Origin of the sequence: Streptomyces sp. ICC1 (assembly GCF_003287935.1) — a bacterium.
GTDB lineage: Bacteria > Actinomycetota > Actinomycetes > Streptomycetales > Streptomycetaceae > Streptomyces > Streptomyces tritrimontium.
On record NZ_CP030287.1, the window covers coordinates 2,705,692 to 2,721,006 of the forward strand.

Here is a 15,315-nt window from a genome sequence, read left to right on the forward strand (position 1 = left end):
GTGGAAAAAGAGGGGGAGTTCGATGAGTTCCGGAGCCACTCCCGGACGGGAAAGGCTGATCGACCAGTTCAAGGCCGACGGCCTGAACATCATGTTCGGAAATCCGGGGACGGTGGAACAGGGATTCCTCGACGCGGTGGACGCCGCGGAGGACTTCTCCTACGTCCTGGCCCTCCAGGAGACCGTGGCCGCCGGCATCGCCGACGGCTACGCCCGGGCCACCGGCGGCGCGGCCCTGCTCCAGCTCCACTCCGGGGTCGGGCTGGGCAACGGCATCGGCATGCTCTACCAGTCGCTGCGCGGGCACACCCCGCTCGTCGTCGTCGCCGGCGACGCCGGGGTCCGCTACGACGCCATGGACGCGCAGATGGCGTGCGACCTGGTGGCGATGGCCAAGCCGGTGACCAAGTACGCGACCCGGGTCACCGACCGGCACTCCGTACTGCGCACCATCCGGCGGGCGGTGAAGATCGCCCTGACCCCGCCGCGCGGCCCGGTGTTCGTGGCGCTGCCGATGGACGTGCTGGACGAGCTCAACTCCGAGCCCGTCCTGCCGACCACGGTGCCGCTCACGGACGTGGCGCCCTCGCCAGCCTCGGTGGGGCGGGCGGCCGAGCTGCTCGCCTCCGCCGAGCGGCCGGTCGTCCTCGTCGGAGACGGGGTCGCGCTCTCCGGGGCGCAGCGCGAACTCGCCGCCGTCGCCGAGCTGCTCGGCGCGGACGTGTACGAGGTCGACTCCTCGGAGGTGAACATCGCGGCCTCGCACCCGCTGCGCCGCGGCCAGACGGGCCACATGTTCGGCCCGCACAGCAAGGAGCTGATCGGGGACGCCGACGGGGTGCTGATCGTGGGCACCTACGTCTTCCCCGAGGTGTTCCCGGAGCTGGAGAGCCCCTTCCGGGCGGGCGCGAAGGTCGTGCACATCGACCTGAACGCCTACGAGATCGCCAAGAACCACCCGGTGGACCTCGGGCTCGCCGCCGATCCGCGCCAGGCGCTGCGCGCGCTGGCCGGCGTACTGGAGAACCTGCTGACCCCCGCCCGGCGGGCGGCGGCGGCCGGGCGGCTGGAGGCGCGGACCCGGGAGCGGGCGCGCGCAAACCTGCTCGACGGGGCCGACGCGGACGGATCGACGATGGCGGTCTTCCTGCGGACGCTGGCCGAGCGCACCGGCGGGGACCTGATCGTCTTCGACGAGGCGCTGACCACCTCCCCGCTGGTCACGAAGTACTTGCCGCCGGAGCGGCCGGGCGACTACCACCTCACCCGGGGCGGCTCGCTCGGGGTGGGCTTCCCGGGCGCGGTCGGCGTCAAGCTCGCCCGCCCGGACCGGCTCGTCGTCGGCTTCGCGGGCGACGGCGGCTCGATGTACACCTACCAGGCGCTGTGGACCGCGGTCCGGCACGGCATCGACGCGAAGTTCGTGGTCTGCAACAACCGCAAGTACCGGCTGCTGGACGACAACATCGCCCAGTACTGGCGGGAGCGGGAGATTCCCGAGCACCGCTTCCCGGGCTCCTTCGACCTCTCCCGCCCCGAGATCGACTTCGCGGCCCTGGCCCGGTCGCTCGGCGCCGGCGGCGTGCGGGTGGAGAAGCCGGACGAGGCGGTCCAGGCCGTGGGCCGGATGCTGGACCACCCCGGGCCCTTCCTGGTCGACGTACAGATCTGACGGACGGACGGGCGGCCGCCCCGCACGGCCGCCCCGCACAGGCACCCCGCACAGCGCAGCCATCCCGCACCGACAGGAGGAGACCGCATGCCCGCCGAGCGGCTGACCGAGGACGCGATCCGCGCCTTCGCCGAGAACTGGTACGTGGCCCTGGACCAGCACCTCGCGCCGGACCAGGTGCTGGCGCTGATCACCGAGGACCTGGAGTTCAAGGTCCCCGAAGACACCTTCCTCGGCCACCAGGGCTTCGGCCGCTGGTACGAGGCGGTCACCCACCGCTTCTTCGACGAGGTGCACACGGTCACGAAGGTGGAGCCCGTCATCGAGGGCGACCGGGCGGTCGTCCGGGTCCTCGTCAACTGGCAGGCCAGGATCTGGGACCCGCCGGCCGCCCGCAGCGTCTGGCTGGGCTTCGACGCGGACCAGACCTGGACCGTGGTCGCGGGCCCCGACGGGCCGCTGATCAAGCAGTACACCGTGAACGAACTGGCGCCCATGCCCGGTTCCGCCTCCCTCTGAGCGCCGAAGGAGCAGCGACGATGACCGAAGTGACGCGCGAGCGGGTCGAGGCGGCCTACCGGGCCCTCGGCTCCGGCGACCGGGCCCGGATCCTGGAGTACTACTCCGAGGACCTGCGCTGGCAGGTCCCCGGCAACCACCCGCTCGCCGGCTGGTACGAGAGCCTGGACGCCTTCCTGGAGCTGATGGGCCAGACCCACAAGCTCACGGGCGGCACCTTCCGCATGGACCTGGAAGCGGTCCTCGTCGGCGAGGACTGCAGCGCGGACGTCTGCCGCAACATCGCCCTGCGCGGCGGCGCGGACGAGTCGAGCAGTTCCCCGTACGAGCGGATGGACTACCCGGTCTTCCACTTCATGCGCTGGCGGGACGGCCGGATCGTCGAGGGCCACGACGGCCTGTTCGGCGACTCGGCGACGGCCTTCAGCCAGTTCTGGGCGCCCTTCGCGCCGGACGGAACCCGCAGGGACCGATAGGGGGAATGAACGCCATGGACGCGCGGCAGATCTTGCAGAAGTACTACGAGTACGCCAACGCCGGTGACTGGGACGCCTGGTGCGACCTGTTCTCCGAGGACCAGGTCATGGACGAGCAGCTCGCCGGCCACATCGAGGGCCTGGAGACGCTGCGGTCGATGATGAAGGGCATGGGGACGATGTACCGGGTGTTCCGCAACGAGCCCGTGCACTTCCTCGTCGACGGGGAGAAGGCGGCGGCCGTCTCCCACCTGACGGCGGTCACCCCGGCGGGCGAGAACATCGAGGCCGAGGTCATGAACTTCTTCCGGATCGTGGACGGAAAGATCGCCTACATGGCGAACCACCACGACACCGTCCCCTTCCAGGTGCTCGGCCAGGGCTGAGGGGGACACGCGATGGCCGCAGACGAGTACGACTACATCATCGTGGGATCCGGCACCGCGGGCAGCGTCCTCGCGAACCGGCTCTCCGAGGACCCGGACACCACCGTCCTCGTCCTGGAAGCCGGCGCGGGCCGCATCCCGCCCGAGGTGGACGACCCGTCCTCCTGGTACAAGCTGCTCGGCGGGCCCGTCGACTGGGGCTACACCAGCGTCCCGCAGCCCGGCCTCGACGGCCGGCGCACCTACGAACCGCGCGGCAAGGCCCCCGGGGGCAGCAGCAACCTCTACATCATGATGCACATCCGGGGCCACGCCTCGGACTTCGACAACTGGGCCTACCAGGGCGCGGCGGGCTGGGCCCACGAGGACGTGCTGCCCTACTTCGCCCTGCTGGAGGGCCAGGAGGACGCCACCGCCGCGACCACCGGCACCCGCGGCCCGCAGCGGATCACCAACGCCGGGCGGCACCACCCCAATCCGGTCTCCCGCGCCTTCATCGACGCCGCCGTCGAGCTCGGCCACGAGGAGATCGCCGACTTCAACACCGACGGCCCCCGGCGCGGGCTCTTCGGCACCGGCTGGCATCACATCGACGTGGCGGAGGGCCGCCGCCAGGGCGTGCTCGCCGCCTATCTCGAACCGGCCCTCGACCGCCCGAACCTGACCCTGCGCACCAGTGCGCAGAGCACCCGGCTGCTCTTCGACGGCGACACCTGCACGGGCGTGGAGTACGTCCAGCTCGCCCCGCCCGCCGACATCCCGGGCCGGACCGTGCGGGACGGGCACAGCACCCCGCCCGAGCCCGGTCCGCAGACCGCGCGGGCCCGCCGGGAGGTGATCGTGGCCGCCGGGGCGATCGAATCGCCCAAGCTGCTGCTGCTCTCCGGGATCGGGCACCCCGAGCAGCTCGCCGAGCACGGCATCCGGACGGTGGCGGCCCTGCCCGGAGTCGGCGAGAACTTCCACAACCACGTGCTGACCGGGCTGATGGCCGAGGTCACCCAGGAACTCCCGCCGCCGGCGCAGAACCTGTCGGAGAGCGCGCTGTTCCTCTCCTCCCGCCCCGGACTGCCCGCCCCGGACCTGCAGATCGCCTTCGTCCACGTGCCGTTCGACGTGATCGTCGGCCAGGACCACCCCAACACGGTGTCCATCCTGCCCGGCGTCGTACGCCCCGTCTCGCGCGGCTGGATCAAGCTGGCGAGCGCCGATCCGCTGGCCCACCCGCTGATCCACCCGAACTACCTGGGCGACCGCTGGGACCTGGAGCGGATGGTGCAGGGCGTCAAGACGGCCCGGGAGATCTTCGCGACCTCCGCCTTCTCGCCCTGGTACAAGCAGGAGCTCCAGCCCGGCCCGGGCCACGAGTCCGACGCCGACCTGCGCGCCTTCGTGAAGCAGAAGTCGGAGAGCTACCACCACCAGGCGGGCTCCTGTCGCATGGGCGTCGACGACCTGTCCGTCGTCGACCCCGAGCTGCGGGTGCACGGCGTGCGGAACCTGCGCGTCGTCGACGCGAGCGTGATGCCCGCCGTCCCGTCGGGCAACTGCCACACCGCCATCGCCATGATCGCCGAACGCGCCGCGGACTTCCTCCGCGGCCTGGACAGGGGGGCTTCCGGTGCCTGACGCCGTACTGCGCGAGGGCGCGCTCTCCGGGACGCGGATCGCGGTCCTGGTCGAGAGCGACTTCTACGAGCCGGAGATCTTCTACTACCTGCACCGGTTCGCGGAGGAGGGCGCCGAGGTCGACTTCCTGACCCGGCTGTGGGGCAACGACTCCATCACCTTCACCGGACACGAGTACCGGGCGCCCTTCACCGCGACCAAATCCCTGGAGGGACTGGGCGACGAGGACCTGCGCCGGTACGCGGCGCTCATCGTGCCCTCGGGCATGGTGGCCGACCGGCTGCGCTACACCGAGGACGTGGACGTGCTGGCCCCGGCGACGGAGCTGCTGCGCCGGGCCTTCGAGGAGCCGGCCGTCCTCAAGGGGATCATCTGCCACGGCATGTGGCTGGCCGCTTCGATCCCGGACAAGGTGCGCGGCCGCAAGGTCGTCTGCCACAACAACCTCATCGGCGACGTCCGCAACATGGGCGCCGAGTACGTGGACGAGGACGTGGTGGTCGACGGCGACCTGGTCACCGGCCGCACCGGCGCCCACCACCACCTCTTCGCCCGGCGGATCATCGAGCTGATCGCGGCCGGCCGCGGGGCGCGGGGCGCGGGGGCGGCGACCGCGCGCGGCGCCGGCTGATGGGGGCGGCGGGGACGATGCGCTGGTCGCACGTGGGCCTGAACTGCGTGGACCAGAAGGCCACCGAGGAGTTCTACACCCGGTACTTCGGCTTCACCCGGGCCCGGGTGGTCGACCTCGGGGACGCCCGGATCGTGTTCCTGCGCCAGGGGGACGTGTACCTGGAGCTCTTCGGGGCGGGCACCGAGCCGGCCGGCACGGCACTGCACGACGGACCGCCGGCCCCGGGCCGGATGCGCCACCTGGCCTTCCAGACCGACAGCGTGGACGCCTTCCTGTCCACGCTCGGCGACGCGGCCGAAGTGACCCTGGGGCCACTGGACTTCGGCGACTTCATCTGCGGGTGGCGGACCGTGTGGGTCCGCGATCCCGACGGGGTGATCGTCGAGGTCAGCCAGGGATTCGAGGACGAGCACCCGCATGAGGGCTTCCACGACGACAAGGACGGTGTATGACATGGCGGATGCCGTGAGCTTCTCCTTCTCCGACACGATCGCCGGCTACGTCACCCGCTTCGACTCCGGGTCGCGCCTGCTGCGCCTGAAGACCTCGGACGGCCGCGCGTTCGACGTCTCGCTGGCCGGCGACCCCAGCGCCGAACTGGTCCGCAACCTGGACGAGCCGTACATCGACGCCTCCGGGCACATCGACGAGATGCTCTCGCCGGGCCGGTTCCTCTACGTCTACGGGGTCCACTACCCCGAGCACGGCGGCCGCTTCGAGGCCAAGCGCCTGGTGTTCCTGGGCCGCGGGGCCGAGGACTTCCGCTTCGAGGAGCCCAGCTGGTGGATCAAGCAGATCGAGTCGCTGGCCGACTTCTACAAGCGGGCGCAGTTCGGTGACGGGCCGGTGGACTTCGCCGAGTACCGCACCGAGATCCGGCTCGGCGGCGACAAGACCGCCAGCCACGTCCAGGAGACCGACACGATCTCCCGGCTGGTCTACGGCATGGCCTCGGCCTACCTGCTGACCGGCAAGGACGAGTACCTGGAGGTCGCCGAGCGCGGCACCGAGTACCTGCGCAAGCACATGCGGGTCGTGGACAGCGAGGAGGACGTGGTCTTCTGGTACCACGGCATCAGCGTCGACGGGGACAGCGAGCGCAAGCTGTTCACCTCGGAGTTCTCCGACGACTACGACGCGATCCCGATGTACGAGCAGATCTACGCGCTGGCCGGCCCGATCCAGACCTACCGGATCACCGGCGACGTCCGGATCAAGAACGACGCGGACGCCACCATCCGGCTGTTCGACAAGTTCTTCAAGGACCCGGAGCAGGGCGGCTACTACTCGCACATCGACCCGATCCTCTTCAGCGCCGACCACGAGTCCCTCGGGGAGAACGCGGAGCGCAAGAACTGGAACTCGGTCGGCGACCACGCGCCGGCGTACCTGATCAACCTGTACCTGGCGACCGGCGACCAGAAGTACGCCGACTTCCTCGAGTACACCTTCGACACCATCGCGGACAAGTTCCCGGACTACAAGAACAGCCCCTTCGTCCAGGAGCGCTTCTTCCGCGACTGGTCCCACGACACCGCGCACAGCTGGCAACAGAACCGCGCGGTCGTCGGCCACAACCTCAAGATCGCCTGGAACCTGATGCGGATGAACTCGCTGAAGGCCAAGCCGGCCTACGAGGAGCTCGCCCGCAAGATCGGCGAGATCATGCCGGCCGCCGGCAGCGACGTGCAGCGCGGCGGCTGGTACGACGTGGTGGAGCGGGTGAAGGAGGGGGACCAGGAGACGTATCGTTTCGCCTGGCACGACCGCAAGGCCTGGTGGCAGCAGGAGCAGGCGATCCTCGCCTACCTCATCCTGAACGGCACCGTCGGCGGCGACGCCTTCCTGCGCGAGGCGCGGCAGGCGCAGTCCTTCTACAACACCTTCTTCCTCGACCACGACGAGGGAGCCGTCTACTTCAACGTGCTCGCCAGCGGTACCCCGTACCTGCTCGGCACGGAGCGGCTCAAGGGCAGCCACTCGATGTCCATGTACCACTCCGCGGAGCTCTGCTACCTCTCCGCCGTCTACAACAACCTGCTCGTCAACGGCCGGGAGATGGACTTCCACTTCCAGCCCGACCCGAGCGGCTTGCCCGACCGCGTGCTGCGCGTCTCGCCCGACCTGCTCCCCGCCGGCTCGGTGCGGATCGCGTCCGTCGACATCGACGAGAAGCCGTACACGGACTTCGACGCCGACGGGCTCACCGTCCGGCTGCCCGACGTCCAGGGCCGGGTCAAGGTCAAGGTCCGGCTGCGGCCGACCGCTCACTAGCGCTCAACGGGGGCGCCCCACTCAGAGGGGAAAGCAATGACCCTGAACGTGAAGGAACGACGCAACAAGACGGGCACCGTGCTCGTCGCAACCGGCGAGATCAACAGCGAGACCTCCGGATCGCTGCTCCAGACGCTGCTGCCGCTGGTCCGCGAGGGCAAGCCGCTGCGCATCGACCTGACGGCCGTCACCTACGTCTCCAGCGCCGGGCTGCGCACCCTGCTCGTCGTCTACCGCGAGGCCCAGCACGCCGGGGTCGCCGTCACCCTCTACGGGGTGAGCGAGGAAGTCCGGTTCGTCATGTCGGCCACCGGCTTCCTCGACTTCTTCTCCACCGGCGAGGCCGAGGCGGCCACCGTCAAGGCGGCCGCCCGGGCACGGGCCGCGCGATGAGCGAGCCGGTGTCCGAACAGGTGCTGCGCGTCGACGCGTACCCGACCCACGAGGTGGGCGGGTACCGGGTCCGGGCCGGCAAGCCGTTCCCCTTCGGGGCCAACGTGGTCCCCGGCGGGGTCAGCTTCTCCGTCTTCTCCGACCAGGCCACCTCCATGACCCTGGTCCTCTACAAGCGCGGCGAGCCCGAACCGATGGCCGAACTGGAGTTCCCCAAGGAATTCCGCACCGGCAGCGTCTTCGCCATGACGGTCTTCGGCCTCGTCCACGAGAACATCGAGTACGGGTACCGGGCCGACGGCCCCTACGACCCCGTCACCGGCCACCGCTTCGACGCCCGCCAGGTGCTCTCCGACCCGTACGCCCGGCTGATCGCCGGCCGCGACGTGTGGGGCGTGGAGCCGGACCGCAGCCGCGGCTACCAGTACCGCTCCCGCGTCTGCCTCCAGGACTTCGACTGGGGCGACGACACCCCGCTGGGCGTCCCCGCCGAGGACCTCGTCGTGTACGAGACCCACGTGCGCGGCTTCACCCGGCACCCCTCCTCGGGGGTCACCGCCCCCGGCACCTTCGCGGGGCTGCGCGAGAAGATCCCGTACCTGAAGGAGCTCGGGGTCAACTGCATCGAGCTGCTCCCGGTGTTCGAGTTCGACGAGAGCGACAACCCGCGCACCAACCCGGAGACGGGCGAGCAGCTCTTCGACTACTGGGGCTACAACACCGTCTCCTTCTTCGCCCCCAAGGCCGGCTACGCGGCCACGGGACGCTACGGCATGCAGGGCGACGAGTTCCGCACCCTGATCAAGGAACTGCACGCCGCCGGCATCGAGGTCATCCTCGACGTCGTCTTCAACCACACCGCCGAGGGCAACGAGCACGGCCCGACGATCTCCTTCAAGGGGCTCGACAACGCCACGTACTACATGCTCACGCCCGAGGGGTACTACTTCAACTTCAGCGGCACCGGCAACACCGTCAACTGCAACCACCCCGTGGTGCGCAACTACGTGCTCGACTGCCTGCGCCACTGGGTCGCCGACTACCACATCGACGGTTTCCGCTTCGACCTGGCGGCCATCCTCGGCCGCTCCGCCGACGGCACCCCGCTGCCCAACCCGCCGCTGCTGGAACTGCTCGCCTACGACCCCGTCCTGCGGCACACCAAGCTCATCGCCGAGGCCTGGGACGCCGGCGGCCTCTACGAGGTCGGCAACTTCCCGGCGTACGGCCGCTGGGCGGAGTGGAACGGCAAGTACCGCGACACCGTGCGAAGCTTCCTCAAGGGCGACCCCGGGGTCACCGGGGAGCTCGCCACCCGGATCGCCGGCTCGCCCGACCTGTACTCCAGCCGCGGCACCTCCGCGTCGGTCAACTTCCTGACCGCGCACGACGGTTTCAGCCTCGCCGACCTGGTCTCCTACAACGACAAGCACAACGAGGCCAACGGCGAGGGCAACAACGACGGCGGCAACGACAACGCCAGCTGGAACTGCGGCGCCGAGGGCCCGACCGACGATCCCGAGGTCAACGCGCTGCGGCTGCGCCAGATGAAGAACGCCCTGGCCATCCTCTTCACCAGCCAGGGCATCCCGATGCTCCTGTCGGGCGACGAGGTGGCGCGCAGCCAGCAGGGCAACAACAACACGTACTGCCAGGACAACGAACTGTCCTGGTTCGACTGGGACCAGGTCGACGAGAACTCCGAACTCCTGCGGTTCACCCGGGAGATGATCGCCTTCCGCAAGCACCACCGCGAACTGCGCTCCACCTCCCACCCCACGGGACAGCTCAGGGACAGCCTCGGGCTGCCCGACATCAGCTGGCACGGGGAGCGGGCCTGGCAGCCCGACTGGTCGCCGGAGAGCAGGCTGCTGGCGGTGGCCCGCTGCGGCACCGGTGACGACGACGTGGTGTACGTGGCCATGAACTCCCACTGGGAACCGCACGACCTGGAACTGCCCGCGCTGCCGGGAGGCCGCGTCTGGCACCTCTTCGCGGACACCGGGGCGAGCGCCCCGTACGACATCCGCACCCCCGGCGCCGAGCTCGAACTGGAGAACGCCGGCAAGTACCTGATCGGCCCGCGCTCGGTCGTGATCCTGGTCGGCCGCACGCCGGACGCCGAGCTCTAGCGCGCGCTCCGGCCCGCGCGAACCCGTACGCCGTACGCCGTACCTCCGAAGGAGACCTGACATGCCGCTTTCCGTGTCCCTGAGCATCGAGGGCGACACCACCGTGATCGAGCTGGAGGGCGAACTGGACGCCAAGACCGCGCCGGACTTCCACCGGACCATCGAGAAGGCCGCAGGGCACGGAACCAGCACCGTCGAGATCAGGATGGCCGGCGTCGGCTACATGGCCAGTGCCGGACTGCGCTCCCTGGTCTTCGCCCAGCAGAAGGTGGGGGACCACGTCACCATCAAGGTGGTCGGCGCCATCGAGCCCGTCGCCCGGACCATCCGGACGGCCGGGCTGGACCGCAGCATCGTGCTCACCGACTGAGTCCGATGGCTGACCTGGTCAAGTCGGCGGTGACCGCCGCGGAACTGGAAGTGCCCGCCACCCTGGGGGCGCTGGGCGACATCGCCGCGCTCGTCCTGCGGCTGGCCGGGGGAGCGGGCCTCGACAAGGGCTCCGCCTACCGGATCCGGCTGGCCGTGGACGAGCTGGCCACGAACATCGTGGTGCACGGGTACCGGGGCGGCGACGGACGGATCACCGTCAGGGGCCGCTCCGGCCCGGGCCGGGTGCAGATCGCCATAGAGGACCGGGCGCCGGCCTTCGACCCCGTCCGGGGGAGGCTGCCGCCCGACCGGGAGAGTGCCCCCGAGCGGCGCCGGATCGGCGGCCTCGGCATTCACCTGGCACTGACCAGCGTGGACGAGTTCGGCTACGTACGCAGGGACGGCCGCAACATCAGCACGCTGACCGTGATGGCTGAGGGGACTGACCCATGCCCTCCACGACCGTGATCATCCTCGACCAATACCCGCCGCCGCCCATCGAACTGCTCGACGCGCTGGGGGAGATGGACGCGGAACTCGTGCCCCGCACCCTCGCCGACCTGCTGTCCGGCCCGCTGGAGGACCTGCCCGAGGCGGACGTGCTGCTCGCCCCGGCCGAGGCCGACGGGGAGTCCGTCCGGACGGCCGTGCGCAGGCTGCGCCGCTGGGCCGGCGCCCCCATCGTGGTCGTCTGGACCGTGACGGCGTTCGCCGCGCTGGAGGAGCACGTCCGGATCGGCCACGACTACCTCGTACCGCCCTTCCTGCCCTCGCTCGTCGGGGCCCGGCTGCACAGCTGCTCGGAGCGCGCCGGACTCGGCCGCACCCTGCGCGAAGCCGACGCCCGCGCCGAACTCATGGGGTACGAGAAGGAGCTGGAGATCGGCCGGGAGATCCAGGCCGGCTTCCTGCCGGAATCCCTGCCGGTCCCCGACGGCTGGGAGATCGACGTGTGCTTCCGGCCCGCGCGGCAGGTCGCCGGGGACTTCTACGACGTCTTCGAGCTCTCCCGGGGCCGGCGGCTGGCCTTCGTGGTCGCCGACGTCTGCGACAAGGGGGTCGGCGCCGCCCTCTTCATGGCGCTCATCCGCTCCCTGCTGCGGCACACCGCCGAGAACAGCGGCCTCCAGCACCTGGTGGCCGCCGGCCGCACCGGCAACAGCCGGCGGATCCCGGTCGTCGGCGCCACCCCGCTGCTCAACGCGGTCACCGCCACCAACGGCTACCTGACCCGCAACCACCTGCGCCAGGGCTACTTCGCCACGCTCTTCTTCGGGGTGCTCGACCCGCTCACCGGCTCGCTGGTCTACATCAACGGCGGACACAACCCGCCGCTGCTGCTGGCCGCCGACGGCGCGGAGCCGCTCGCCCTGGACGTCACCGGCCCGGCCGTCGGGGTGCTCCCGGACTGTGTGTACACGCTCGGCTACGCCCAGCTGAACCCGGGCGACACCCTCTTCGTGTTCACCGACGGAGTGCCCGAGGCCCGCTGCCCCAGCGGGACCTTCCTCGGGGACGAGCGGATGCTGCAGCTGCTTTCCGGCCCGCCGGTCAGCGGCAGGGAGATGGTCGACCGGATGGACACCGCCGTACGCGAACACACCGGAACAGCGGAACAGCACGACGACGTCACCATGCTGGCCCTGCACCGGCCACGCGCGGCGCGGGGGCCGCACGACGGCAGTGCGGGCCACAAGGTCGTGGCCTGAGATGACCCGGACCATCGTGGTGCACTCGTACCGCGGCGGGACCGGGAAGTCCTCGGTGCTGGCGAACCTGGCCCTGCTCATCGCCGCCGGGGGGCGCCGGGTCGGGGTGATCGACACGGACATCCAGTCGCCCACCCTGGACCAGCTCTTCCGGCTGGGCCCCGGCCCCTCGCTGGCCGACTACCTGCTCGGACGGTGCGAGATCGAGGCCGCCGCCCAGGAGGTCGCCCTGCCCGGGCTGTACGTCGTACCGGCCCGGACCGGGACGGCGGCCCTGCGCGAGCTCATGACCACCGGCTACGACGTGGGGCTGCTGCCCGAGGGCTTCGACCGGCTGTCCTGCCACCACGACCTCGACGTCCTGCTCCTCGACACCCATGCCGGGCTCAACAACGAGTCGGTCACCGCCATGGCCAGCGCCGACGTGCTCCTCATCATGGCCAGGGCCGACCGGATCGACCTGCTCGGCGCCGCCGAGACCATCGCCCTGACCGGCCGGCTCACCTGCCGCCGGACCCTGGTGATGAGCATGGCCCCCGAGGGCGTCGACCGGGAAGCCGCCCGGCGGCGGGCCGAGGAGGTCTACCGCACCCCGCTGGCCGGAATCCTTCCCTACGTACCGGAAATGGCCGCCCTCTACGGGGAGCGCATATTCGCGGAAGCGCATCCCGACCATCCCCTGGTCAGTGAATTCCGCACCATCATCTCGGCGTTGGACGCACGTGACGAAGTATCGCGGGCCTGACGTCAGGCCCTTACGCCCCTAGGCGGGGGCGTGTTGAATCGGCAGCGAATCCGGCGCATCATGAACAAGGAGAAGAGTCATGAAGATTCTCGTCGTCATGACGGCCAAGGCCACGCTTCATCTGCTGGACGGGGAACAGCACCCCTCGGGTTTCTGGGCCGAGGAATTCGCCGTCCCCTATGCGCTCTTCAAGAACGCGGGCCACAGCGTGGACGTGGCGACGATCGGGGGACTGGTCCCCACGGTCGACCAGACCAGCGTCGACCCCCAGTTCCTCCAGTGGGTCCGGCCCCAGGGCTCGGCGGACGAGGACGCGGCCAACGCCGCCGAGTACGTCCGCGTCATCGGCGAGAGCCCGCAACTCAGAAGTCCGATCGCGCTGGAGTCCCTGGGCGAGAAGGACATCGCCGGCTACGACGGCATCTACATCAGCGGCGGCCACGGCGCCATCGGCGACCTGCCCAAGTCCGACGAGCTCGCGCAGATCCTGCGCTGGGCCATCGCCCAGGACAAGCCGCTCGCCACCGTCTGCCACGGCCACACCGCACTGCTCGCCCTGCGCGACGGCGAGGGCCGCTGGCCCTTCGAGGGCTACCGCATGACCGCCTTCTCGCACAGCGAGGAGCTGGTCACCAACATGGCCGGCCGCCTCCCGCTGATCCTGGAGGCCGAACTCACCCGGCTCGGCGCGCGCTACGAGAAGGCCGAGGCCATCTGGGACTCGCACGTCGTGGTGGACCGCAGGCTCACCACCGGCCAGAACCCGTACTCCTCCAAGGCCCTCGCGCAGACGTTCCTGGCCCAGCTCGCGCGGGACTGACGAAGCCCCGCTCCTCGCATCCGACACCGGAAGGCAGCCACAGCCATGACCAAGCGCGAGCTCAGCGACCAGCCCTTGGCCAACCCCGGAAAGCTGTTCATCGGCGGCACCTGGGTCCCGGCCCGGGACGGCCGTACCGAACCGGACATCAGCCCCGTGGACGGCCAGGAGATCGTGCCGGTGGCCCAGGCCGCCGCCGCCGACGCGGACGCGGCCGTGGCCGCCGCCCGCACGGCGTACGAGGAAGGTCCGTGGAGCAGACTGTCCGCCCAGGAGCGCGCGCTGCGGCTGAACCGGGTCGGTGAGCTCATCGAGCGCGACCTCGAGGAGATCGCCCTGCTCGAGACGGTGGACATGGGCAAGCCGTTCGCCTTCTCCTCCACGGTCGACGCCCCCATGGCCGCCCAGCTCATGCACTACTACGCCGGCGCCGTGACCCGGGTGGACGGCTCCTCCAGGGCCCCCGCCGGCGGACAGCTCGCCTACACCCTGCGCGAACCGCTGGGCGTGGTGTGCGCCATCACCCCCTTCAACTTCCCGCTGCTGCTGTCGATGACGAAGATCGCCCCGGCCCTCGCCGCCGGGAACACGGTCGTCCACAAGCCCTCGCCGGCCACCCCGCTCACCGCCCTGAAGATCGCCGAGCTGTTCCAGGAGGCGGAGATCCCCGACGGGGTGCTGAACGTCATCACCGGTCCGGGCGTGGAACTGGGGGAGACCCTCACCGGCCACCCCGGCATCGACAAGATCGCCTTCACGGGCTCCACCTCGGTGGGCCAGTCGATCATCCGCAAGGCGGCCGGCACCCTGAAGAAGGTGACGATGGAGCTCGGCGGCAAGTCCGCCAACATCGTCTTCGCCGACGCGGACCTCGACGCCGCCGAGGAGCTGGCCTTCTTCGGCATCTACTACAACAAGGGCGAGATCTGCACCGCGGGCTCCCGCCTGCTGCTCCAGCGCCCGATCCACGACGAGATGGTCGAACGGCTCGTCACCCGGGCCGCGGCCCTCAAGCCCGGCGACCCCCGCGACCCGGCCACCCTCTTCGGACCGCTCGCGCACCAGGGCCAGTTCGACAAGGTCAGCTCGTACATCGAGGTCGGCGAGAAGGAAGGCGCCGTCCTGCGCACCGGCGGCACCGGCTGGACCCCCCAAGGGGCCTCGCACGAGGGGCTCTACTTCCTGCCGACCATCTTCACCGGCGTCGACAACGGCATGCGGATCGCCCAGGAGGAGATCTTCGGGCCGGTCCTGTCGATCATCCCCTTCGACACCGAGGAGGACGCCGTGCGCATCGCCAACGACAGCGCGTACGGCCTCGCCGCCGGCGTCCACACCAAGGACCTGCGCCGCGCCCACCGGGTCGCCTCGCAGATCAAGGCCGGCACGGTCTGGGTCAATTGCTACAACCAGTACGACCCCGCCGTGCCCTACGGCGGCTACAAGGCCTCCGGGTACGGGCGCGAGTGCGGCCCCGAGTCCCTGGAGAGCTACACCCAGACCAAGTCGGTCTGGATCGGAATGGACTGACCCGGAACGGACGGACCCGGCAAC

At 70.4% G+C, this 15,315-nt stretch carries 16 protein-coding genes; all 16 read left to right on the forward strand.

Annotated elements, in window-relative coordinates; genetic code table 11:
- The first annotated feature begins 22 nt into the window (after positions 1 to 22).
- A complete protein-coding gene (locus DRB96_RS12785; protein ID WP_112448561.1) occupies positions 23 to 1,672 on the forward strand; it encodes a thiamine pyrophosphate-binding protein in 1,650 nt (549 codons plus the stop codon).
- 87 nt (positions 1,673 to 1,759) lie between these two features.
- The gene (locus DRB96_RS12790; protein ID WP_112448562.1) at positions 1,760 to 2,191 is read left to right on the forward strand and encodes a nuclear transport factor 2 family protein; all 432 of its coding nucleotides are present in this window, start codon (positions 1,760 to 1,762) and stop codon (positions 2,189 to 2,191) included.
- 20 nt (positions 2,192 to 2,211) lie between these two features.
- On the forward strand, positions 2,212 to 2,667 hold the full coding sequence (locus DRB96_RS12795; protein WP_112448563.1) for a nuclear transport factor 2 family protein: 456 nt from the start codon (positions 2,212 to 2,214) through the stop codon (positions 2,665 to 2,667).
- A 5-nt stretch (positions 2,668 to 2,672) separates the two neighbouring features.
- The gene (locus tag DRB96_RS12800) at positions 2,673 to 3,053 is read left to right on the forward strand and encodes a nuclear transport factor 2 family protein (RefSeq protein ID WP_343234516.1); all 381 of its coding nucleotides are present in this window, start codon (positions 2,673 to 2,675) and stop codon (positions 3,051 to 3,053) included.
- Between the two features lie 12 nt (positions 3,054 to 3,065).
- Positions 3,066 to 4,682: a GMC oxidoreductase gene (locus tag DRB96_RS12805; protein WP_112448564.1), complete on the forward strand. Its 1,617-nt coding sequence runs from the start codon at positions 3,066 to 3,068 to the stop codon at positions 4,680 to 4,682.
- A complete protein-coding gene (locus DRB96_RS12810) occupies positions 4,675 to 5,313 on the forward strand; it encodes a DJ-1/PfpI family protein (protein WP_112448565.1) in 639 nt (212 codons plus the stop codon). Before DRB96_RS12805 ends, DRB96_RS12810 begins: the two co-directional genes overlap by 8 nt.
- A gap of 17 nt (positions 5,314 to 5,330) precedes the next feature.
- Positions 5,331 to 5,768, forward strand: coding sequence for a VOC family protein (locus DRB96_RS12815; protein WP_112448566.1), 438 nt, complete (start codon positions 5,331 to 5,333; stop codon positions 5,766 to 5,768).
- Between the two features lies 1 nt (position 5,769).
- Positions 5,770 to 7,590, forward strand: a complete 1,821-nt coding sequence (locus DRB96_RS12820) for an AGE family epimerase/isomerase (RefSeq protein ID WP_112448567.1) — start codon at positions 5,770 to 5,772, stop codon at positions 7,588 to 7,590.
- Between the two features lie 36 nt (positions 7,591 to 7,626).
- The gene (locus tag DRB96_RS12825) at positions 7,627 to 7,983 is read left to right on the forward strand and encodes an STAS domain-containing protein (RefSeq protein WP_112448568.1); all 357 of its coding nucleotides are present in this window, start codon (positions 7,627 to 7,629) and stop codon (positions 7,981 to 7,983) included.
- A complete protein-coding gene (gene glgX, locus DRB96_RS12830) occupies positions 7,980 to 10,115 on the forward strand; it encodes a glycogen debranching protein GlgX (protein WP_239516245.1) in 2,136 nt (711 codons plus the stop codon). Before DRB96_RS12825 ends, glgX begins: the two co-directional genes overlap by 4 nt.
- A 61-nt stretch (positions 10,116 to 10,176) precedes the next feature.
- Positions 10,177 to 10,485 carry an STAS domain-containing protein gene (locus tag DRB96_RS12835; protein ID WP_112448569.1) on the forward strand — a complete coding sequence of 103 codons (309 nt, stop codon included), beginning with the start codon at positions 10,177 to 10,179 and terminating at the stop codon, positions 10,483 to 10,485.
- A gap of 5 nt (positions 10,486 to 10,490) precedes the next feature.
- The gene (locus DRB96_RS12840; RefSeq protein WP_239516244.1) at positions 10,491 to 10,955 is read left to right on the forward strand and encodes an anti-sigma regulatory factor; all 465 of its coding nucleotides are present in this window, start codon (positions 10,491 to 10,493) and stop codon (positions 10,953 to 10,955) included.
- On the forward strand, positions 10,937 to 12,196 hold the full coding sequence (locus tag DRB96_RS12845) for a PP2C family protein-serine/threonine phosphatase (protein WP_112448570.1): 1,260 nt from the start codon (positions 10,937 to 10,939) through the stop codon (positions 12,194 to 12,196). Before DRB96_RS12840 ends, DRB96_RS12845 begins: the two co-directional genes overlap by 19 nt.
- A 1-nt stretch (position 12,197) precedes the next feature.
- Complete coding sequence (locus DRB96_RS12850; RefSeq protein WP_112448571.1) at positions 12,198 to 12,941, forward strand: MinD/ParA family protein; 744 nt, start codon at positions 12,198 to 12,200, stop codon at positions 12,939 to 12,941.
- Positions 12,942 to 13,020: 79 nt separating this feature from the next.
- Positions 13,021 to 13,761, forward strand: coding sequence for a type 1 glutamine amidotransferase domain-containing protein (locus DRB96_RS12855; RefSeq protein ID WP_112448572.1), 741 nt, complete (start codon positions 13,021 to 13,023; stop codon positions 13,759 to 13,761).
- 45 nt (positions 13,762 to 13,806) lie between these two features.
- A complete protein-coding gene (locus DRB96_RS12860) occupies positions 13,807 to 15,291 on the forward strand; it encodes an aldehyde dehydrogenase family protein (protein WP_112448573.1) in 1,485 nt (494 codons plus the stop codon).
- The last annotated feature ends 24 nt before the right edge of the window (positions 15,292 to 15,315 follow it).